The organism is Pseudarthrobacter sp. C4D7 (genome assembly GCF_013359725.1).
Classification (GTDB): Bacteria; Actinomycetota; Actinomycetes; order Actinomycetales; family Micrococcaceae; genus Arthrobacter.
Genome location: NZ_JABFMW010000002.1, coordinates 93,735 through 114,397 on the forward strand (window position 1 = coordinate 93,735; position 20,663 = coordinate 114,397).

The window sequence follows — 20,663 nt, forward strand, 5'->3', positions numbered from 1 at the left end:
CAAGGGCTGCCTGCCTCCGGTTTCACAATCTACCGGCAGTTTTGAGCCGGATGTACATGTCGGCGAGCCGGGGCGGCAGGTCATGTGGTTCCGCGTCCACCACTTCCACGCCGCAACGCCGCAGTTCGGCGGTGACCGCCGCCCGCTGCAGGAGGGCGCGCTCCGCGGCAGCTGCGCGGAACACGCCGGTGGCGTCGCTGCGTTCGTGAAGCATGGTGCCGAGCTGGGGGTCGCGGACGGCGGCCACCACCACCACGTGCTGGCTTGCCAGCCGCTCCGCCGTGGGCAGCAGGCCCTCTTCCGGCGCTCCGCTGTCCAGCGATGTCAGCAGCACCACCAGGGACCGGTGTGCCGAGACAGCACGGACCTGTGCCGGGACGGCGGGCCAGTCCATCTCGATCAGCTCGGCCTCCAGGGGAGCCATGGCCTGGACCAGGCGGCCCAGGATATTGCCCTGGCCCGCAGAGCCTGCACGCGCCCGGGTCCTGCGGTCGAAGGCCACGAAGTCCACCCGGTCCCCGCCGCGTTCAGCCAGGACGGCCAGGAGGAGCGCTGCCTCGATCCCGGTGTCCAGCCGGGTTTCGTCAGCGATCCTCGCCGCTGACGTGCGGGAGGTATCCAGCACCATGACCACCCGCCGGTCCCGCTCCGGCCGCCAGGTCCTGACCACCACGGCGGAGCGCCGTGCGGTGGCGCGCCAGTCGATGGACCGTACGTCGTCGCCGCGCACATAGTCGCGCAGGGAGTCGAACTCCGTTCCGGCGCCACGGATCTGGACGGCGGCCTTGCCATCGAGTTCGCGCAGTTTCCGCAGCTTGGAGGGCAGGTGCCGGCGCGAATGGAAGGGTGGCAGCACCCGCACGGAGCCGGGGCACGAGATGGTCCGCTGGCGGGCCGCCAGGCCCAGCGGGCCATACGAACGGATTGTCACATGCTGCGCGGCGAGGTCCCCCCGGCGGACTGGCCGGAGCCTGACCGTGAACCGCCTGCTTTCGCCGGACGGGACGTCAATGTCCTGGACGGGATCCTGCGCGCCGGCGGAAGGCTGCCATCCGTCCCTGAACGTGCCGCGGAGCCTGCGGGTGCCTCCATTGCGGAGCGTGAAGCCGGCCGCCACCACGTTGTCCAAGGTGACGTTTTCCGGCTCGGCACGTACCGTGCCCACCTGCCGGAGCGACGCTGCCAGCAACAGGTCGGCGCCCACCAAGGCCAAAAGCACCGCTGCCGTGGCGAGTATGGCCGGCCATCCCGGGAGCAGCAGCACCGGCACCAGGCCCAGCAGCACCACCGCCACAAAGCGCCCAGAGATGGCCATCAACGCGGAACGGGGACAGAGGCCAGGATGCTGCCCAGGACGTCGTCCACCCGGACCCCGTCCATTTGGGCTTCGGGCTGCAGCGCCACCCGGTGCCGCAGGCAGGGCAGCGCCAGGGCCTTGACGTCGTCCGGGGTAACGAATGGGCGTCCAGAAAGCCAGGCCCAGGCCCTGGACGTATTGAGCAGGGCGGAGGCGCCACGCGGCGAGACACCAAGCTGGAAGGACGGGGCTGCCCTGGTGGCGCGCACCAGGTCCACGATGTAACCGATGATTTCCGGCTCCACGGCCACCGCGGACACAGCTTCGCGTGCCCGCTTCAGGTCCTCCGCTCCCGCCACCGGGCGGACACCGGCTGCCGCCAGGTCGCGGGGATCGAATCCGGCGGCATGCCGGCGGATCACCTCAATCTCTTCACCGCGGCCGGGCAGGGGCATGGTGAGCTTGAGCAGGAACCGGTCCAGCTGCGCCTCGGGCAGGGGATACGTTCCTTCGTACTCCACCGGGTTCTGCGTTGCCGCCACCAGGAACGGGGTTGGCAGCTGCCTGGAGACCCCGTCCACGGAAACCTGCCGCTCTTCCATGGCCTCAAGGAGGGAGGCCTGGGTTTTCGGCGGAGTCCGATTGATCTCATCGGCCAGCAGGAGGTTGGTGAAAGCCGGCCCTTCGCGGAAGCTGAACTCGGACGTATGGGCGTCGTAGACCAACGAGCCGGTGACATCGCCCGGCATGAGGTCGGGGGTGAATTGGACCCGCTTGGTGTCCAGGCTCAGCGCAGCGGACAGCGCGCGGACCAGCAGCGTCTTGGCCACCCCCGGTACCCCTTCCAGCAGGACATGCCCCTGCGAAAGCAGGGCAATCAGCAGGCCCGTGACCGTGGCGTCCTGTCCCACCACCGCCTTGGCCACTTCGTTGCGGACGGCCAGGAGCGCCTGCCGGGGGCCGTCGTCGTCCGTGGCACCACCGGGATTGGCCGGGCTCAGGACCTGCGGACCGCTGCTCTGTTCACTCATCGGGTCATGACCTCTTTCTCAAGTTTTTCCAGGGCCTGGGACCAGGCCACCAGCCGGGCTTCAGTTGTGGGGCGTTCGTTGACCAGCGCGCGGATGCCGGTGGCATCCCTTCCGAGCAGCCTGGCTGATGCGGCAATCGTGTCCTCGGCGGTGGCGCCGGGGCCCAGCCGGAGTTTGCCGGCGAGCCGCACCAGCAGGCCCGCCCGCAGGTTGTCCCGGGCCTGGTCTACGGCACGGGAGTCCTGGTAGAGCCGGGCGCGGCCTTCCACGGTTTCGACTGCCTTGACCACCACCGGCAACGGCTCGAACACCAGGGGGCCGTGGCGCCGGCCGCGCCACACGATGGCAGCGGCGGCAACCAGCAGCAGCCACGGGCCAAGGAAGCGGGCCCAGTCCGGTGCAAGGTCGTCCAGGGTCTGCCCGGACCCGCCTGCCGCGGCGTCTTCGATCGAAGGCAGGTACCAGACCAGGTCCGGCGACGCGCCAAGAATCCGGACCGCCAGCGCGGCATTGCCCAGCTCATCGAGCTTGCCGTTGCCCAGGACTGCCCGGCTGCCCAGGACGGTTACCAGGCCGTCGTCGCTGACGGCGAGCATCCCGGCGGTTCCCGCCGCGCGGTAGCAGGTGGTGCCGCCGTCGTACACGTATCCCGGCTGGCCCGTGACCTGTCCCGCTGCTTCAGCGTCGGGTTGCGCGCAACCGGGGTCAAGGACCTGGGAGGCGTCGGGAACCACCCCCGCCTGGCGTATGCCGGCCTTCAGGGCGGCGAGGGTTTCCAGCCTCGGGGTGACAACCACCACCCGGTCGGCGGCGGCCGCGAGACCTGCCAGCTGCTGTTCGTCCAGGACGCCGTTCCTGTCGTAGAGCAGGAGGGTGGGGGAGGAGCTGGAACGCAGGTCCTCCAGCGCCGCGTCGAAGCGGGTGGGAGTATGGACCGAAACGCCGTGCCGGCCCAGGATTTCGGCCAGCGCCCTTGCACCTTCGGGCCCAGCATTATGGACGGACAGCGGCACCCTGTCACCCTTGGGTGCGAGCTGCGTGCCAATCACCAGGGCCAGCGCCGCAGCCACCACCGCAGCCGCCGCGGTGACTCCACGATGCTGCCGCATCCAGGCCAGAAACCTGCCGGCCGGACCGATCCGGCCGGCAGGCGTGGGGCCGGAGTGCTGCCGTGTCCCGGGTACCGTCTCCATGCCCCGCTCAGGTTCCGCATCGGCAACGGTGGGTCCGGTCATGACAGTGCCGCCGGTGAGGCAGCGGGCTTCAGGGCGTCCAAGGCCTCATCGAGAGCCGCCATCTCCCGGTACTCGGCACTGCCCGCCGGCCTGTTTCCGTAGCGTATGCCGTCAAAGGAGGCCGCGGCCCGGGACAGGCGCCGGGACTCGCCGGGAAACGGCACGGACAATGCCTGTGCGGCCTCGTCAGCCGTACGGCCTGGCTGCGGCTCGAGGATGGTCCGGTCTTCGGCGCTGCGGACCACCGCACGGAAGCGGTCGACGACGGCGTCCCCCCAGCGTCCATCCGCGGCGGCGGCTTCCGCGCGTGCCCGGTAGTCCTGTGCGGCCAGTGCGGTTTCCCTTTCGAAAAGGTCAGCGGACTGCCTGGCCCGCGCGTTCAGCCGGGGGCGGGCGAGGAGGACGGCGGCCGCGATGATGGCGGCGATGACGAGGGCGATGACGGGGCTGGGCACCGGAGCGGCATCCCCGGGGGAGCCGCCAAAGGACAGCAGCCAGTCAAGGAAGTTTTGCCACACAGTGTCCAGCCAGGAAGGCGCGGCATCCCGGTATTCGGGTTTGGCCAGCTCCTCCGCCGCCCACCGCCGCGCTTCGTCGGCTCCGGGCAGCAGCGGCGGCTCAGCTGCCATGCGGCCATGCCCCCGGCGCCGTCCCGTACCCGGAGCCGGCGATGCTTCCGGCTGCGGATGTCCGGCCCGGAACGCCGTCCGGATCCGACCCCGACTCCAACTCGCGCAGCAGCACGATGTCAAGGCCGTCCTTGCGCATCCGCAGGTCCATGTAGAGCAGTGCCATGACGGAGGTTTGGAAGGCGTAACCCACCGCACCCACCAGGGCGCCCAGTACTGCAGTGAGGACGCCTACGACCGCAGTGACAGTGGCATCCTGCCCGCTGCCGCCGTGCGGCGACACGACCCCCGACAGGATGGTGGGCAGGAGGCTTGCAGGGATCAGGACCACCTGGGTGATGACCGCGACCAGGATTCCCACCACCAGGGTGATGCCCAGGATGCGCCACCAGTTTGCCCGGGTGAGGACCCAGGAGCGGCGAAGCCCGGCGAATGCGCCCAGCTCTTCGATCACGACGGCGGCAGGTGCCACCATGAGCTTGATCGCCACCCAGAGGAACAGGACGGCAAAGCCCATCATCAGGGGGAAGGCCAGCAGCGCAGCCGCCCCCCGGACGTTGGAAAACAGGAGCACGATAAGGGCGAAGAAAATCAGTATTGCCACAGCTGCCGCACCCACCAGCACCGCCGCCAGCCTGGCCAGCGCCCCGAGCCGCGGCCGCACCAGCGAGAGCATGCGCCGAAATCCGGTGGGACGGTTGAGGACGGCCCGGGCAACAGGGACCACCATGGCCCCCTGGAGAACCACGGACATGAAGACGGACAGGATCGACAGGATGGTAAACGAGACCATCAGTCCGATCCCGAGGGACGCGATGTCGGTGCTGCTGGCCGTCGTTGCCCAGGATTCAATTGACCTGGACGAGGTCGCAGCCACGCCGGTGATGACGGCTGCGAGGACGGCAGACAGTGACTGTGCAAGGAGGCCGCCGCCCAGCATTGCCTTGGCGTTGCGCCTGATGCTTTGGAACGAACCGTCGAGGACCTCCCCGAACATCAGCGGACGCAAGGGTATGATCCCCGGCTTGGGCGGGGCGGCATAGCGGGGCTGTCCGTAGGGCGGCGCGGCATACGGCATTCCGGGGTATGGCGCACCGGTATACGGCTGGCCAGAATAGGGGTGGGGGTACTGGCCGGGCTGTTGCCACTGCAGCGGCGGTTGCTGTTGCCAGGCAGGCTGCTCCGCCCACCCAGGTGCCTGCTGAGGCTGTCCCGGCCCCCACTGGCGGCCGGCGGGCGGCGCCCACGGCTGGCCCGCTGGTTGCTCCCACGCAGGTGGCACGTGGCTGCGTGCGCCGGCAGCGGCTGTCCCGCCGTCGTCGTGCCGGTCGCCCGGCCACGCCGGCGTCGGCTCTCCCTGCTCAGGCTCTTGTGGTGACACTGATTTCCTCCCCCATATCAGTCCGCCGGCTTTGCGGACCGCCCGTCAAAGGCGGGCACCGGCCAAGCAGGGCATGCCCCCAAGACTATAGTTCCGGCGTCGGACGGCCTAGTGTCCCGCCATGCCGGGAGGCCGCTCAACAGGACAAACCCATCCCGATAAGGGAATATATAGCTATGAAGGCACGCATTCTGGTGGTAGATGATGATGAAGCGCTGGCCGAGATGATTGGAATTGTCCTCCGTAATGACGGCTTCGAGCCGGTCTTCTGCGCTGACGGCGCCCAGGCCCTCGACGTTTTCCGGTCGTCACGGCCGGACCTTGTCCTGCTCGACCTCATGCTTCCCGGCATGGACGGCATTGAGGTCTGCCGGCTGATCCGCGGCGAATCTGATGTCCCGATCGTCATGCTGACCGCCAAATCCGATACCTCAGACGTGGTCCGTGGGCTGGAATCCGGTGCCGATGACTACGTGCCGAAGCCGTTCAAGCCTGCCGAACTGGTGGCACGCGTGCGTGCGCGCCTCCGACCCGGAGACCAGAAGGCCCCCGAAACCCTGAAAATCGCCGACATCACCATCGACGTCGCCGGACACACCGTCAGCAGGGGCAGCGAGCGGATTTCCCTGACGCCGCTGGAATTCGACCTCCTGGTGGCACTGGCGCGCAAGCCGTGGCAGGTTTTCACCCGGGAACTGCTGTTGGAGCAGGTCTGGGGCTACCGCCATGCCGCTGACACCCGCCTGGTCAACGTCCATGTCCAGCGCCTGCGGTCCAAAATCGAACAGGACCCGGAAGCTCCGGAAGTTGTATTGACGGTGCGTGGTGTCGGCTACAAAGCAGGGGTCTGACTCCGCCGCGCAGGACGGGGAACCGGACCGGCGCGAAGTTCCGCACTCCGCGGACCAGGGCCTGAACCAGGCGGTCGCCGCGCAGGACACCACGTCTCAGGCCGGTGGGGAGCCCGTCGCTCCAGGCCCTGGCGGGACCGGAAACCCCGGACTCCGGCATGTGGCCTTCCGCGCACGGATCTGGCAGCGCCGCGCCTTGATCGTGGCGCTCCGCGTGGCGCGGCTGGTGCTGACCGGAGTCCGCCGCTTCCTTCCAGGGCTGCGGTACCTTGGCCGGTCCCTGCAGCAGCGCTGGCGCCGGTCCCTGCAGTTCCGGACCGTTCTGACCACCCTGATGCTGGCCGTGACCTCCTTCGCCGTGGTCGGCGCCTACCTGTCCAACCAGATCGCCAACAACCTGTTCCAGGAGCGGCTGACCCAGGCGGAGTCCGAGACACGCTACAACGTCAAACAGGTGCAGGAAACGTTCGACGGCGCCCAGGTCACCGACCAGTCCAGCGTCATCACCTTGGTCTCTGACACCCTCAGCGCGGTGGAGGGGCGCGGCTCCGTCATCCAACGGCGTTACGTGTTCGAGGCAATGCCCAACCAGACCAAGCCGCGAAACCGCTGGGTGGAGTCCCGGGCCTCGGACCAGCTGACCGTCAGCGTCATTCCGCCCGACCTGCGCAAAGCGGTCCAGGAATCCGGGAAAGACCAATACTGGGCATCCACGGTTATTCCCGTGGGGACCGAGGACCGGCCCGGCATTGCCGTGGGCAACAAGGTGACCTTCAACGGCACCGTCTACGAGCTCTACCTGATCTACGACCTCAACACAGCGCAGCAAACGCTCAACGAGATCCAAAGTGTGCTGTGGGCCGGCGGTGCGGTCCTCGTGCTGCTGATCGGCGCTGTTGCCTGGTACGTCACCCGCAACGTGGTGAGCCCGGTGAGCCACGCCGCCATGGTGTCCGAAAAACTTGCGGCTGGCCAACTGCAGGAACGCATGGTGGTCAAGGGCGAGGACGAAGTGGCCCGCCTGGGTGCCTCCTTCAACCACATGGCAGCCAGCCTGCAGGAGCAGATCACCCAGCTGGCCACGCTGTCGCAGATGCAGCAGCGCTTCGTGTCCGACGTTTCGCACGAACTGAGGACGCCGTTGACCACTGTCCGGATGGCCGCGGAAGTCCTCTACGATGCCCGGGACGATTTCGACCCCATCAACAAGCGGTCCGCGGAACTGCTCTACAACCAGGTGGAGCGCTTCCAGTCCCTGCTCTCCGACCTGCTGGAAATCAGCAGGTTCGATGCCGGCGTGGCAGTCCTGGATGCCGAACCGGAGGACCTCCTCCAGGTCATCGCCCACGTCATTGAAGGCGCAGCGCCTGTCGCGGCTGAATACGGCTCCGAGATCCTCTATACGGCCCCCAGCGACGCCGTGATTGTTGAAATGGACGCCCGGCGCATCGACAGGATCCTGCGGAACCTGATCCTGAACGCCGTGGAGCATGGTGAGGGCAAACCGGTGACAGTCACGGTCGTGGCAAACGATACGGCAGTGGGTGTTTCGGTCAGGGACCACGGGATCGGGATGGACCAGTCGCAGGCGGCCCGCGTCTTCGACAGGTTCTGGCGCGCTGATCCTGCCCGTGCCCGCACGACGGGAGGCAGCGGTCTGGGACTTTCCATCGCCATGGAGGACACCAAATTGCACCACGGCTGGCTGCAGGCATGGGGCCGAAAGGGCGACGGAGCCAACTTCCGCCTGACCCTTCCCTTGCGGCAGGACGGCGAGATATCGGAGTCGCCCGTACAGCTGGAACCGACAGACGCCACCATGCCGGGAGCGCCAGGAAGTATCCCCGCGGAACAGGACTACAAGAACATGCTGCTGCTGCAGGCCGGGGCAGCCGGATCCGCTCCGGTGCGGCCGCCCGAGGAGGCACCATGAGGGCATCGATGCGCCAGGCCAGGTACACGGCTGCGCTCCTTGCGCTGCTCATTGTCTTCCTGTCCGGATGCGCGCGGATCCCCACGTCCGGCCCTGTTGGGAAAAGCAGTGAAAGCAGCGCCGGCAACGTCAACGCACCCGTCTTCCTGCCGGCTGCACCGCAGCCCGGCGCCTCACCCGAAACAATCATCGACTACTTCTACCGGGCAGGCAGCGGCTACGAGGATGACTACGCCGTGGCCCGCCAGTACCTCACCCAGGCCTCGGCAGTGTCCTGGAAGCCGGACAAACGGGCGCTGGTCTATCGGGAGGCCCGCGTTGTCCCCACGGCAACGGAGAACGTCTTCAACTACGAGTTGGACGTCTCCTACACCGTGGATGCTGATGGCATCGCCACCCAGTCCCCGCCCGGAACGGTGGAGCGCATCCCGGTGACGGTGACCCAGGTGGACGGGGAATGGCGGATCTCCGCGATTCCGGACGGAACCGCCATCGCGGAGGAAACCTTCAAGGTGATCTACGGCGCCTACCCCATCTATTTCTACGACCCCACTTTCACCTACGCCATCCCCGATGTGCGCTGGTTCCTGAAGAACAAGACCGTCAAAGCGATGACCAGCGCCCTGCTGGCCGGTCCGGCCCCGTACCTCCGCGGCGCCGTCGCAAGCGCCTTTCCGTCGGGGATCAAGCTTGCCCGTGAGTCCGTCCCGGTGGTCTCCGGGGCCGCCCAGGTGGATCTGACAGCGAAAGAGTTGACGGAAACCTCCGCGGAGGACCGGCTGCGCATGCAGATGCAGCTGACGTTGACGTTCCGCAGCCAGCCGGACGTGGTCAACGTGGAACTGCGCGCCAACCAGGACCTGGTCCGGGTGGAGGACAACGGGTCCGTCCTTCCTCCCGTGCTCGACAAGACCGTTCCCTCGCGCCAGATCGCCGTCAGCGGCAACGAACTGGTGCGCTACGAGAACAACCGCATCTCGCCCCTGCCCGACATGCAGCCGGTCTCGGCCCTGAACCCGCGCTATCCCGCGGAATCGCCGGTGTCCCAGGCTGCAGCCTTCCTCAACGACGGCCGCACCACCCTGTACAGCATCAGTCCGGGCCAGCCTGCCCGCGCCCTGACCACCCGCAGCACCCTCAGCCGGCCATCTTTCAGCATCAATGACTGGCTGTGGACGGCCGGGCCAGGTGCCACGGGTGCCACCGAAGTCGTGGCCTTCCATCCCACCGGGGTAGCCGAGGGTGCCCCAGTACCATCCGTCACCCTGGCGCCGTCATGGCTTGCCGGCCGGACCGTGAAGGAACTCCGCATTTCCCGCGACGGCGTGCGTGCCCTGGTCATTTCGGAACAAAACGGGAAATCCAAGGTGCAGGTCACTGGCGTGATCCGGGCCGCCGACGGAACACCGCGGGAATTGACCCCGCCCATCACCCTGGTCTCGTCCACGGATCCCGATCAGGGTGTGTGGGTGAACGGGACCACGGTGGCCGTCATGAAGGAGGCAGCCGGTGCCAACGTCACTCCTGAGCTGCTGTCCCTCACCTCCGGACAGCCGCAGCAGCTTGCCCCCTGGCCCGGCCTGGTTGCCATCAGCGCTGGTAACGGTGCAGATGACATCTATGTCCAGTCCGGAGAGGGAATCTTCCAGCGCCTGGGCAACGGGTGGTCGCCCCAGATCAAGGGTCCCATCGATCCTGCTTTCCCCGGCTGACCCTGCTGCTTGTCCACATAGCGGTGGCGGGGCTCCCGCCTGCCCGGACACCTGGCGCATCGTAGGGGAATGGACGGCCTGACCAACGGGACAAAACATCCCCGCCGCCGGGGGAGCCGGGCGATCGACCCTGATCTGCAACCGCAGCCCCGTACCGCACTGCACAGAAGCGACCACGCAAGAGTGTCCGTTCGCCTCGCTGATTGGCTGTCCACTGTTGGGACAGATCTCCTCTCCCTGGCAGTGCCTGTGGACTGCGTCTGCTGCGGGGCGGAGGACCGGACCCTCTGCCCTTCCTGCGGAAGCAGGATCCGCCAACTGACCAGGCATCCTTTCCGTGCGGAAGGCGGAGCGCCGGCGCTGGTGGCTGTCGACGGGACCACGCTCCTGCCGGTGGTGGCAGCGGGGGTGTACCGGGACGAACTGGCCCAGGCCCTGCTGGCGTTCAAAAGACAGGGCCAGCACCAGCTTGCGGGAAGCCTGGGCCGGGTGCTGGCCGGGGCAGTGCGGTCCGCTGCCCCTCGCGGCAACGGCATCCTGCTGGTTCCGGTGCCTACCGGGACGGCGGCATACGTCAACCGGGGGTTCAGCCCGGTCCACCTGCTCCTGAAGGAGGCGGCCAGGCAACTGCCGGGACTCGACGTTGCCGATGTCCTGGGGAAGAAGTCCGCTTCGCGGCTGGAGTGGTCAAGGGCGCTGGGTTTGGGACATGGGCCGGGCGGCCAGAAAGGTTTGGGCAGGGGAGCCCGTTCGCGCCGTGTCAGGGGGTCCATGCGGGTCAAATCCGGTGCCCGCGCCAGGGTTGCAGGGAAGCCCTGCATCATCGTCGACGACGTCCTTACAACCGGCGCTACCCTCGGTGAAGCAGCCCGTACTTTGCATGCGGCCGGCGCACGGGTGAGGGGCGCCGTCGTGCTCGCAGCGACACGCCCGCCCGATGCGGCAGCCGTAGCGACTCCTGCCCCCGGACCGTGCGGGACAGGCCATGACTTAGAAAAAAATAAACCGGGAAAGGATGAATAACAGGTGGCTATGAACTAACGTCGGTGGTGGGTACCAAGAACAGAATGTACCTTTCGATGGCGGCTCGGAGAGGGGCTCGACTGTCAGACAGCCCGGCCCAGGGAAGCGCCGCCGTCGTGTCACCGAAGTCATTTGGAGGGCACCATGGAGTTTATGATCAGCGGACGAAATCTGACGGTTTCAGACCGGTTCCGCGAATACGCCGGGGAAAAGATCGCAAAGATCGAATCACTCGGCGACAAGATCCAGCGGGTCGATACGAAGGTCTCCAAGGAGACCAACGCCCGGCAAACCGGGGACCAGTTAACCGTCGAAGTGACGGTCCTGGGACGGGGACCCGTAATCCGTGCCGAAGCGAGTGCCGCAGACAAATTTGCCGCCTTTGACCTCGCCTACAACAAGCTGCTTGAGCGTCTCCGCCGCGCAAAGGACCGCAAAAAGGTCCACCACGGCCGCCACACACCCAAGGCCGTCCGTGAAGCCACCGCTTCCCTTGAACCTGCCAGCGCACACGAACCGCTCTACGTTGAGGCCAACCGCTGGACCGAAACAGCGCAGGCACCCGAAGAAAAGTCCCCCTACGACGTGGAGAACGACATCCCGGCGGGGAACTCTCCGGTTCTGATCCGGCGCAAGGTCTTTCCCGCTGCGTCCATGACGCTCGATGATGCCGTCGACAACATGGAGCTCGTAGGCCACGATTTCTACCTCTTCGTGGACAAAGCCACCAACACGCCGTCCGTTGTCTACCGCCGCCGCGGCTGGACTTACGGCGTCATCACCCTGGACCACGAATGCGAGCCAGGCGACACGGTCGTGGAGGAAAAGGTCATTGCCTACCGTTCGGACGATGCCCCCGCCAACGCCTAGGCGTGGCAACAGCCACCAGGGAGGACCTCATTGCCGTCGACGCTGAGCCTCGACCAGGCACGGCGAATCGCACTGGCAGCCCAGGGACTCCATAAAGGACGGCCCACCGGCCCCGTGACAGCACGGACGGTGGGCCGTACCTTTGCCCGACTGCAGCTTGTCCAGATCGATTCCGTGAACGTCCTGGTCCGCAGCCATTTCCTGCCGTTCTACTCGCGGCTGGGCAACTACGACCGGGATATCCTGCAGCGCATGTCGGCCAAGCATCCGCGGCGGATGCTTGAGTACTGGGCCCACGAAGCGAGCTACATCCGGCCGGAGCATTACCAGGACCTCCTTCTCTGGCAGAAACGGGCCTGGGTGGGCGCTTCCCGCATGGACCCGGCACTCCGTGACGAGGTTGCGGCCAGGATCCTGGGGACCCTCGCCAGTTCCGGACCCCTGACGGCCTCGGAACTGACCACACTGCTGGGGCATGTCGAGGAAAGGCGCGTGGAGAACTGGGGCTGGAACTGGAATGCCGTCAAAAGGGTCCTTGAACATCTCTTCGAGGAAGGGCTGGTGTCGGCGGCTGCCAGGACGGGGCAGTTCGAGCGCCGGTATGCGCTGACCTCTACGGTCCTCCCCGACGCTGCTGCCGCAGCAGGGGAAAAAGATTCCGCCGCCGCACTCCAACGCCTCACGGAAGCAGCTGCCCGCGCCCATGGGATCGGCACCATCCGCTGCTTTGCCGATTACTTCAGGACTCCGGTCAAGGCCACTGCGGTGGCGGTGGAGAACCTCGTGGATCAAGGCAAACTGCAGCCGGTCACCGTAGCGGGCTGGGAGCGGAAGACGTTCCGGCATGTGGACTCGGTCCTGCCGCGGCGTGCCACCGGCAGGGCGCTGTTGAGTCCGTTCGATTCCCTGGTCTTTGAGCGGCGGCGCCTGGCCGAACTGTTCGGTTTCCATTACCGGATTGAGATCTACACCCCGGAACCCAAACGGCGCTTCGGCTACTACGTGCTGCCTTTCCTGCTGCGTGACCGAATCGTGGCCCGTGTGGATTTGAAGGCGGACCGGGCCGGTGGGCGGCTGCTGGCGAGGGCCGCCTTCGCCGAGCCCGGCGCACCGCCGGACACCGCCGTCGAACTTGCCCGCGAGCTGCAGCTGATGGGCCAATGGCTTGGCCTCCCGGAGGTTGAAGTGGGGCAGTCCGGGGACCTCGCCGCCCGGCTGGGGCAGGAACTGGCACGCCCGTAGGGAGTATCCGCTCTCAGGGAAAAGGGGCACCGGCCGCGTGTCTCTCCCGTAGACTGAACACGCCAGAATTCGGCGGCATCAGACTGGGAGCATCTTCACGTGGCATCACTTATCGAAAAAATTCTCCGCACGGGTGACAAGAAAACACTCCGGCAGCTGAGGAACTACGCCGATTCCATCAATGCCCTCGAGGACTCGTTCAAGACCTTTACCGACGCCGAGCTGCGTGCCGAGACAGACCGCCTCCGGGCACGCCACCAGGACGGCGAGAAACTCGACGACCTGCTTCCGGAAGCCTTCGCCGCAGTGCGGGAAGCGTCCTCCCGCACCCTGGGAATGCGCCACTTCGACGTCCAGCTGATGGGCGGCGCCGCCCTGCACATGGGCAACATCGCCGAAATGAAGACCGGTGAAGGCAAAACGCTGGTGGCGACCGCTCCCGCCTACCTGAACGCACTCGCCGGCAAGGGTGTCCACGTTGTCACCGTCAACGATTACCTAGCCGAGTATCAGTCCGAACTCATGGGGCGGGTATACCGCTTCCTCGGCCTGACCAGCGGTGTTATCCTCGCCAACCAGGATCCGGCCGTCCGTCGCCAGCAGTACGCGGCCGATATCACTTACGGAACCAACAACGAGTTTGGGTTCGACTACCTGCGCGACAACATGGCATGGGACCGCACCGAACTCGTCCAGCGCGGCCACAACTTCGCCATCGTCGATGAAGTGGACTCGATCCTCATCGATGAGGCCCGTACTCCGCTGATCATCTCCGGCCCCGCGCAAGGGGACACCAACCGCTGGTACAGCGAATTCGCCAAAGTGGTGCTCCGGCTCCAGCCTGAGAAGGACTACGAGGTCGACGAGAAGAAGCGCACCGTGGGCGTCCTGGAGAGCGGGATCGAAAAGGTCGAGGACTACCTTGGCATTTCCAACCTCTACGAGTCCGCCAACACCCCGCTTATTGGCTTCCTGAACAATGCCATCAAGGCCAAGGAACTCTTCAAGCGGGACAAGGACTACGTCATCCTGGACGGCGAAGTGCTGATCGTTGACGAGCACACCGGCCGCATCCTGGCGGGCCGGCGCTACAACGAAGGCATGCACCAGGCGATCGAGGCCAAGGAAGGCGTCGAGATCAAAGCGGAAAACCAGACCCTGGCCACCGTGACGCTGCAGAACTACTTCCGTATGTACGGCAAGCTTTCCGGCATGACCGGTACCGCCGAAACTGAGGCAGCCGAGTTCATGAGCACCTACAAGCTCGGCGTCGTCGCCATTCCCACCAACAGGGACATGCAGCGGATCGACCAGCCGGACCTGGTCTTCAAGAACGAGGTAGTCAAGTTCGACGCCGTGGTGCGCGATATCGCCGAACGGCACGAAAAGGGCCAGCCTGTCCTGGTGGGCACCACCAGCGTGGAGAAGAGCGAGTACCTGTCCAAGCTGCTTGCCAAGGAAGGAATCCGCCACGAAGTCCTGAACGCCAAGAACCACGCCCGGGAAGCAGCCATCGTCGCCCAGGCGGGCCGGAAGGGCGCTGTCACCGTGGCCACCAACATGGCCGGCCGTGGCACTGACATCATGTTGGGCGGCAACGCCGAATTCACGGCAGTTGCCGAACTCGCCAAGCGCGGACTGGACCCCGAGGAGAACTCCGAACAGTACGAAGCCGTATGGCCTGCTGCGCTGGAAGCGGCAAAACAGTCGGTCAAGGACGAACACGAGGAGGTGCTCGACCTAGGCGGCCTGTACGTCCTGGGAACCGAGCGCCACGAGTCACGCCGCATCGACAACCAGCTCCGTGGCCGGTCCGGCCGCCAGGGCGACCCCGGTGAGTCACGGTTCTACCTGTCGCTGACCGATGATCTCATGCGGCTCTTCAACTCCGGGGCTGCGGAACGGCTGATGAACAGTTCCGTGCCGGATGACGTCGCGTTGGAATCGAAACTGGTGTCCCGTGCCATCGCTTCCGCCCAGGGGCAGGTTGAAGGCAGGAACGCCGAGCAGCGCAAGAACGTGCTGAAGTACGACGACGTCCTGAACCGCCAGCGCGAAGCCATCTACAGCGACCGACGACGCATCCTGGAAGGCGATGACCTGCACGAAAAGGTGCAGTACTTCATCGAGGACACCATCGCAGCCCTGATTGATGCTGCCACCGCCGAAGGAAACGGCGATGACTGGGACTTCCACCAGCTGTGGACCAACCTGAAGACGCTTTACCCTGTCAGCGTTGGCGCGGACGACATCATCGAAGAAGCCGGTGGGAAGTCCAGGGTTACCGTGGAGCTGCTGAAAGAGGAGATCCTCTCGGACGCCCGCCTGGTGTACCAGTCCCGCGAGGAGGTCATCGGCTCCGAAAGCATGCGGGAGCTGGAACGGCGTGTGGTCCTTTCCGTCATTGGCCGCAAGTGGCAGGAGCACCTCTATGAGATGGACTACCTGAAGGAGGGCATCGGCCTGCGTGCCATGGCCCAGCGTGATCCGCTGGTGGAGTACCAGCGCGAAGGTTTTGCCATGTTCCAAAGCATGATGGAAGCCATTCGGGAGGAAAGCGTTGGATTCCTCTACAACCTTGAAGTAGAGGTAACGCCGGCTCAGGATGTCGTCGTCCCGGATGCGGCCGGCGGACACACCGAGCACGTGGATCCGCAGGTTCACGCCGCCGGTCTTGAAGCCCCGGAAAAGCCGGCGCAACTGCAATACACCGCGCCCAGCGAGGGCGGCGGAACCGAGACCCGGCTGGAGACCCGGCCCGGGACTGGACGTTCCGGCAACCCGGCCAAGGCCGCAGCCCAGGATGCCTCGAAGCGCCCGGCAAAGAAAAAGAAGCGCTAGCAGTACTGCCGTCAACGTCTCATGGCGTTGAGGGACAGGGCAGGGACTGATCAGTCCCTGCCCTGTTTGCGTTCTGCGCCGCATAATGGACAGCGCTTCCTTGGGAACCCATGAAGTCAGCCGATGACGAGTTCAACGATCCGCCAGACCTGCTTGCTGCGCTCCAGGCGTACGGCCACGGCACGGGCCCGTACGTCATCCACCACCACAGCGGTGGCCTCGAATATTCCTTCCGCAACCTCGCAGACCCTGACGGAACGGACCGCAGAGTTCCGGTGCAGCCGTGCCAGCGCAGGGTTTCCCGTCCTGGTAAGTTCGCGCCGTATCAGTGCCGCCCGGTGCTGCAGCGAAGCCAGGCAGCGCGGGTCCAAACGCCGCGCCAGTTGGTGGATGGGGCGGATTCCGGCCAGCACCTCCATGGCAGCCTGCACCGTCCCGCGGGTTATGGCCACCACTTCCGCGGCGTCATTTACGGGACGCAGCGGCGGTGGGGTGGCGGCGGGTGACCTGCCTGCGGGCGTCGCTGTCTTTGGTGTGGAGGCTTTCCGGGGTGCACTCCCGCCAGCGATGGAGCTGTCTCCCAGCCCCTGGGCGGTACGGACGGGTGTCGCTGCGCTCATAATGTTCCCCTTGGTTCGAAAAGTGGATGTTTGGTGGGTCGGTCGGTCGGGCTTCGGGCGGTGCGGCGGCGCAGGCCGTTACGGCCCGGGAGCCTGGAGGATCTGGCCCGGGAGCAGGACATCGGGGCTCCCGCCGATCAGTCCACGGTTGGCTGCATACCACCGTGGCCATTCCATGGCGATCTCCACGTCTGATGCCTCCGGTCCGAGCCAGGCCGCCACGATGTCCCATAAGGTGTCCCCTGCGAGAACAGTCACAGCCCCCGCCTCTCCGCCCGCGGTGTGCCGTACAGGACTCTGTTCCGGGTCGGTCCTGGTGTCCGGTGCCGCGAGCAGGCCGGGTTCCAGCACAGGGGACGACGGTTGCCAGCCAGGGTTGAAAGTGGTGATGGCAGGAGGCGTGGCGTCGGTCTGCCGTCCCGTGGGGAAGCCTGCCTGAGTTGGTGTTGGGGTGTCCGCCGGGGCGGGTACTCCAGGGCCATAGCTGTCTGGGGTGCCACTGTGACCGGGCGCCGTAGCATCGCCGGCAGTTGCGGTGGTTGGGAGAGCCGCCGACGAATGCGCGTGTATGGGTGTCCACTCCGGTCCCGGGGTGGTGGTGCCCGCGTGAGCTGCGGCGCCAGCCATGAGCTGAATTGAAAGGGCGGCGATGACAGCCCGCTGCATGAATGCCGGTGAAAGCCGGCGGGCGGCGGCCGCAGCCCGATACCGTCCCAACCGTTCAAGGAGGACAGCGGCTCCTGCCGCCAGCACCGCAACGGTCCACCACAACAGAAGCGCGAGACCGGTAACGGTTGCAGCCAGTGCCAAAAGGGCCTCAACAGTCCAGTCCTGCTGTTGGGCCGAAGCTTCTTGCCACTGCACAAACTGGCTTCTTCCCAGAGCGCAGAGTAAGGCGCCGAGGATCAGGAGGGCCAGTGCCATGGCGCCATCCGACGATTGTGTCTTCCCGGAGAATCCCATTTCCAGCCCATCTAGATGTCATTTGATGCAGTTTGATAATGTTTGATTCAGTCTGAACCGCTTTATTGTCTTTTGTCCAGACGTTGGAGAGGGAAAGTGGGAACGTTGACCGTCCGGGAAGGGCGCTTTACGCTGGCGGGATGCGCTGGGATGCACTCTTTGATGACATGGAAAACCAACTGGCGGAGGCCGACCGGCTGATGCTCGAAAGCGAAATCGCCGAGCGTACGAGGGCCGAGTTCGTTGGCCTGCAGCTCGGGGACAGGCTGCGTGCGGTGGCAGGCTACAGGATCGGGGTGCACCTGCTGTGTGGCGAATCGGCGCACGGGGAGCTGATTCATGTTGGCGCCGATGCCCTGGTCCTTCGTGAAGAAAGGCACCAGGCGCTCATACCCTATGCGGCCATAGCCAGGTATGTGGGCTTGGGCAGGCATATGAGGACAGAGGACTCGTCCGTCCGACGGTCGATCGGACTTGCCCATTCCCTGCGGGCCCTTTCCCGGGACCGGAAGGAAATAGCCGTTACGCTGTCCGGTCACACCGGAACCGCGCGGCTGGACGGCGTTATTGACCGCGTCGGCCGCGACTACATTGACCTGGCCTCGGTTGTTCCAGGCGAAGCTCGTAGGGCCCACAGCGTAGGCCAGGTTTCAGCTATACCCTTTTCGGCGTTGTCGGTCATCAGGGCGCTAAGGGTTGACGGGGACTAGCAGGTCACACCGACTTGGACCGCGACTCCTGGATCATGCGGCTGGCCTCGGCATAGCGTTCCTCGATGTACTGCTCCAGCATCTTCTCTTCGACGCGCCACTGCCCACGGCCACCCACCTGGATTGCCTTCAGCTCGCCGCTTCGAACCAGCGCATACGCGGCAGGGGAGTTGATCTGCAGTTGCTCAGCGACGTCCGCGAGCGTGAGAAACCTGGGCATGCACCCCATTTTGCCATCAGACGACGTTGTTTGTTCCTGTTTTCCACAGATCGCCGGTTTTTGCGTAAATGACTTTCCTCCGCCGGGCCTTGCGGTAACAATGAGGAGTCCGGCCAGAGCGGGCAGGTCCGGTGTACCAAGGGGGAGAACGGTATGGTTCCTGATTCAAGCGCCACTGCGCCGCGGCTGAAGCGCCCATCGTGGAAAGATCCGCGCTTGCTGGTGGGCGTTCTCCTGGTCCTGGTGTCAGTTGCGGGGGTGACACTCCTGGTCGGCAGCGCAGACCGCACCACCGAGGTGTATGCTGCAAAGGACGGCATTGCCGTGGGGGAGCGGCTTACGGCGGAAAATGTGGTCCGGGCCAAGGTCCGCCTGGGTGACATCGAGCAGCACTACATCACCGTGGCGGACGGCCTGCCCCAGGACGTTGTCGCTGTGCAGCGGATCGCCAAGGACCAGTTGGTGCCCAGGACAAGCCTTGGTGGGGTGGACCGGCTGGACCGCAAACCTGTGGCCTTGAACATTGCCCAGACCCTGCCGTCACAGGCGGTTGCCGGCGCCAGGGTGGACGTCTGGGTCGCGCAGCCGGATGCGAAGAACGGATTCAGCGAGCCGAAACTGGTCCTTCCCGGAGCGGAAATCGCCGAGGTCGCCTCAGGTTCCACGGCCCTCGGATCGTCAAAGACCACCGTCCTGATGGTTCTGGTGGAGGACAAGCAGATGCCGGCGTTGCTGGGGGCCCAAGCCAATGACGCGAAGATATCCGTGGTGTGGAATCCGGGCGGCGCCCGATGAGCATCCCGGTGGTCACCGTCGGCCAGAGCAGGGAGGATCTGGTGGGCGGGCTCGAACGCCTGCACGGTCCGGTGACGGTGGTCAGACGGTGCACGGAACTTCCGGAGCTGCTTGCCGCCTGTCAAAGCGGCCTGGCAAGGGCCGCTGTCGTGGCCGAGGGGTCCGAAGGGTTGACTGCCTCCCTCGTCGATCGCCTGGGAGCTGTTGGGGTTGCCGTGATCGCATTGACTGACAACGCGGATGAAGCAGCCAGGCTCCGCAAAATCGGTGCCGCCTCGGCGCTGACGGGAGTCGAGTCCTCGGAACTTTCGGCCCGGATAGCCGATGCCGTTGCCCAGCTGACAGGTGCTGCCCGTCCCTTCACCCGGAGCGCAGGTGCCGACACTGGTGCCGCGTTAACGACGGAACCTGTGCAGCCGGATCCTGGGGTGCAGGACCATCCAACGGGAAAGCTCATTGTGGTTTGGGGTCCTGCCGGGGCGCCCGGCAGGACCACCGTGGCGGTGAACATTGCCGGCGAGCTGGCCGCCGACGGCAGGGACGTCCTGCTGGTGGATGCGGACACCTACGGTGCCAGCGTCGCCGCTGTGCTCGGTCTCCTCGATGAATCCGCCGGCCTGGCCCAGGCGTGCAGGCTCGCAGACCAGGGCCTGCTGGACCTGGACGCCCTTCGGAAAGTGGCCGCCACCGTTGCTACTGCTGCCGGAACATTCCGGGTACTTACTGGCGTCACCCGCGCGGAGCGGTGGACGGAGCTGCGCGCCACTGCCCTGGCACTCGTGCTTGAGCGGGCACGGCAAATCGCGGACGTTGTGGTGGTTGATTCCGGTTTTTGCCTTGAAGCCGATGAAGAGCTGAGTTTCGACACCATGGCGCCGCGACGGAACGCTGCAACTTTGCGTCCCCTTGAACTTGCCGACTCGGTGTACGCCATTGGCGCTGCCGACCCGGTTGGCGTGCCACGGATGGTGCGGGCTCTCGCCGAACTCGAGGTGGCGGTGCCACAGGCGGCGCCCACTGTCGTCATGAACAAGGTGCGTTCCTCCTCGGTCGGCAGGGCACCGGAGCGCCAACTGCGCGACGCCTGGGCGCGGTTCGGCCCCCAGGCCGAGCTCGGGGCCTTCCTGCCGTATGACCCGGAGGCCGCCGACGCGGCCCTTCTCTCTGGATCGCTGCTGCTCGAGGTGGCGCCCGACTCAGCGCTTCGACGATCGATCCACGAACTGATTTGTGCACCAGAACAGCGAAAAGCCAAATCCTCTGTATTTTCTTCCACACCACGTCGAGGAGCAAAAGGCTAGGCTCGCCAT

General features: G+C 65.9%; 18 protein-coding genes. 10 read left to right on the forward strand and 8 right to left on the reverse strand.

The window, feature by feature from the left end; all coding sequences use genetic code 11:
• Positions 1-22 precede the first annotated feature (22 nt).
• The 5 genes from HNO81_RS02305 to HNO81_RS02325 are packed head-to-tail and all read right to left on the reverse strand — an operon-like array spanning position 23 to position 5,201.
• The gene (locus tag HNO81_RS02305; protein WP_175316529.1) at positions 23-1,315 is read right to left on the reverse strand and encodes a DUF58 domain-containing protein; all 1,293 of its coding nucleotides are present in this window, start codon (positions 1,313-1,315) and stop codon (positions 23-25) included.
• Positions 1,315-2,328: a MoxR family ATPase gene (locus tag HNO81_RS02310; RefSeq protein WP_175316530.1), complete on the reverse strand. Its 1,014-nt coding sequence runs from the start codon at positions 2,326-2,328 to the stop codon at positions 1,315-1,317. The genes HNO81_RS02305 and HNO81_RS02310 overlap by 1 nt, the downstream gene beginning before the upstream one ends.
• Positions 2,325-3,563, reverse strand: coding sequence for a DUF4350 domain-containing protein (locus HNO81_RS02315; protein ID WP_254703267.1), 1,239 nt, complete (start codon positions 3,561-3,563; stop codon positions 2,325-2,327). Before HNO81_RS02315 ends, HNO81_RS02310 begins: the two co-directional genes overlap by 4 nt.
• Positions 3,560-4,192, reverse strand: coding sequence for a DUF4129 domain-containing protein (locus HNO81_RS02320; protein WP_175316531.1), 633 nt, complete (start codon positions 4,190-4,192; stop codon positions 3,560-3,562). The genes HNO81_RS02315 and HNO81_RS02320 overlap by 4 nt, the downstream gene beginning before the upstream one ends.
• The gene (locus HNO81_RS02325; RefSeq protein WP_175316532.1) at positions 4,182-5,201 is read right to left on the reverse strand and encodes a hypothetical protein; all 1,020 of its coding nucleotides are present in this window, start codon (positions 5,199-5,201) and stop codon (positions 4,182-4,184) included. Before HNO81_RS02325 ends, HNO81_RS02320 begins: the two co-directional genes overlap by 11 nt.
• Before the next feature lie 548 nt (positions 5,202-5,749).
• On the opposite strand from HNO81_RS02325, the gene mtrA reads away from it, so the two are divergent.
• The 7 genes from mtrA (at position 5,750) to secA (ending at position 16,045) form a co-directional block, all read left to right on the forward strand.
• A complete protein-coding gene (gene mtrA / locus HNO81_RS02330) occupies positions 5,750-6,424 on the forward strand; it encodes an MtrAB system response regulator MtrA (protein ID WP_175316533.1) in 675 nt (224 codons plus the stop codon).
• 160 nt (positions 6,425-6,584) lie between these two features.
• Positions 6,585-8,357, forward strand: a complete 1,773-nt coding sequence (mtrB, locus tag HNO81_RS02335) for an MtrAB system histidine kinase MtrB (RefSeq protein WP_371818151.1) — start codon at positions 6,585-6,587, stop codon at positions 8,355-8,357.
• Positions 8,354-10,069, forward strand: coding sequence for an LpqB family beta-propeller domain-containing protein (locus HNO81_RS02340; RefSeq protein ID WP_175316535.1), 1,716 nt, complete (start codon positions 8,354-8,356; stop codon positions 10,067-10,069). Before mtrB ends, HNO81_RS02340 begins: the two co-directional genes overlap by 4 nt.
• Positions 10,070-10,432: 363 nt before the next feature.
• On the forward strand, positions 10,433-11,092 hold the full coding sequence (locus HNO81_RS02345; RefSeq protein WP_371818143.1) for a ComF family protein: 660 nt from the start codon (positions 10,433-10,435) through the stop codon (positions 11,090-11,092).
• 144 nt (positions 11,093-11,236) lie between these two features.
• The gene (gene hpf / locus HNO81_RS02350; RefSeq protein ID WP_175316537.1) at positions 11,237-11,962 is read left to right on the forward strand and encodes a ribosome hibernation-promoting factor, HPF/YfiA family; all 726 of its coding nucleotides are present in this window, start codon (positions 11,237-11,239) and stop codon (positions 11,960-11,962) included.
• Positions 11,963-11,992: 30 nt separating this feature from the next.
• Positions 11,993-13,204 (forward strand): winged helix-turn-helix domain-containing protein, encoded by a 1,212-nt coding sequence (locus tag HNO81_RS02355; RefSeq protein ID WP_175316538.1) that lies wholly within the window; start codon positions 11,993-11,995, stop codon positions 13,202-13,204.
• Between the two features lie 99 nt (positions 13,205-13,303).
• Positions 13,304-16,045, forward strand: a complete 2,742-nt coding sequence (secA, locus tag HNO81_RS02360) for a preprotein translocase subunit SecA (RefSeq protein WP_175316539.1) — start codon at positions 13,304-13,306, stop codon at positions 16,043-16,045.
• A gap of 116 nt (positions 16,046-16,161) precedes the next feature.
• Here secA and HNO81_RS02365 read toward each other — a convergent pair whose 3' ends face one another.
• Both HNO81_RS02365 and HNO81_RS02370 read right to left on the reverse strand, forming a co-directional pair.
• Complete coding sequence (locus HNO81_RS02365; RefSeq protein ID WP_175316540.1) at positions 16,162-16,665, reverse strand: Rv3235 family protein; 504 nt, start codon at positions 16,663-16,665, stop codon at positions 16,162-16,164.
• Positions 16,666-16,743: 78 nt separating this feature from the next.
• Positions 16,744-16,923, reverse strand: a complete 180-nt coding sequence (locus tag HNO81_RS02370; RefSeq protein ID WP_175316541.1) for a LysM domain-containing protein — start codon at positions 16,921-16,923, stop codon at positions 16,744-16,746.
• Positions 16,924-17,768: 845 nt separating this feature from the next.
• Between HNO81_RS02370 and HNO81_RS02375 the strand changes: the two genes are divergently transcribed.
• A complete protein-coding gene (locus HNO81_RS02375) occupies positions 17,769-18,338 on the forward strand; it encodes a hypothetical protein (protein ID WP_175316542.1) in 570 nt (189 codons plus the stop codon).
• A gap of 4 nt (positions 18,339-18,342) precedes the next feature.
• Here the strand turns inward: HNO81_RS02375 and HNO81_RS02380 are convergent, their stop codons facing one another.
• On the reverse strand, positions 18,343-18,558 hold the full coding sequence (locus HNO81_RS02380; RefSeq protein ID WP_018768505.1) for a helix-turn-helix domain-containing protein: 216 nt from the start codon (positions 18,556-18,558) through the stop codon (positions 18,343-18,345).
• 153 nt (positions 18,559-18,711) lie between these two features.
• Between HNO81_RS02380 and HNO81_RS02385 the strand changes: the two genes are divergently transcribed.
• Positions 18,712-19,353, forward strand: a complete 642-nt coding sequence (locus tag HNO81_RS02385; protein WP_175316543.1) for a hypothetical protein — start codon at positions 18,712-18,714, stop codon at positions 19,351-19,353.
• A complete protein-coding gene (locus HNO81_RS02390; RefSeq protein ID WP_175316544.1) occupies positions 19,350-20,654 on the forward strand; it encodes a P-loop NTPase in 1,305 nt (434 codons plus the stop codon). The genes HNO81_RS02385 and HNO81_RS02390 overlap by 4 nt, the downstream gene beginning before the upstream one ends.
• Positions 20,655-20,663 lie beyond the last annotated feature (9 nt).

Excerpts from the sequence above, each read along its gene's own strand:
- HNO81_RS02305 (WP_175316529.1), bottom strand. The coding sequence starts at position 1,315 with ATGGCCATCTCTGGGCGCTTTGTGGCGGTGGTGCTGCTGGGCCTGGTG.
- HNO81_RS02310 (WP_175316530.1), bottom strand. The coding sequence starts at position 2,328 with ATGAGTGAACAGAGCAGCGGTCCGCAGGTCCTGAGCCCGGCCAATCCC.
- HNO81_RS02315 (WP_254703267.1), bottom strand. The coding sequence starts at position 3,563 with ATGACCGGACCCACCGTTGCCGATGCGGAACCTGAGCGGGGCATGGAG.
- HNO81_RS02320 (WP_175316531.1), bottom strand. The coding sequence starts at position 4,192 with ATGGCAGCTGAGCCGCCGCTGCTGCCCGGAGCCGACGAAGCGCGGCGG.
- mtrA (WP_175316533.1), top strand. The coding sequence starts at position 5,750 with ATGAAGGCACGCATTCTGGTGGTAGATGATGATGAAGCGCTGGCCGAG.
- HNO81_RS02340 (WP_175316535.1), top strand. The coding sequence starts at position 8,354 with ATGAGGGCATCGATGCGCCAGGCCAGGTACACGGCTGCGCTCCTTGCG.
- hpf (WP_175316537.1), top strand. The coding sequence starts at position 11,237 with ATGGAGTTTATGATCAGCGGACGAAATCTGACGGTTTCAGACCGGTTC.
- HNO81_RS02365 (WP_175316540.1), bottom strand. The coding sequence starts at position 16,665 with ATGAGCGCAGCGACACCCGTCCGTACCGCCCAGGGGCTGGGAGACAGC.
- HNO81_RS02375 (WP_175316542.1), top strand. The coding sequence starts at position 17,769 with ATGCGCTGGGATGCACTCTTTGATGACATGGAAAACCAACTGGCGGAG.
- HNO81_RS02380 (WP_018768505.1), bottom strand. The coding sequence starts at position 18,558 with ATGCCCAGGTTTCTCACGCTCGCGGACGTCGCTGAGCAACTGCAGATC.
- HNO81_RS02385 (WP_175316543.1), top strand. The coding sequence starts at position 18,712 with ATGGTTCCTGATTCAAGCGCCACTGCGCCGCGGCTGAAGCGCCCATCG.
- HNO81_RS02390 (WP_175316544.1), top strand. The coding sequence starts at position 19,350 with ATGAGCATCCCGGTGGTCACCGTCGGCCAGAGCAGGGAGGATCTGGTG.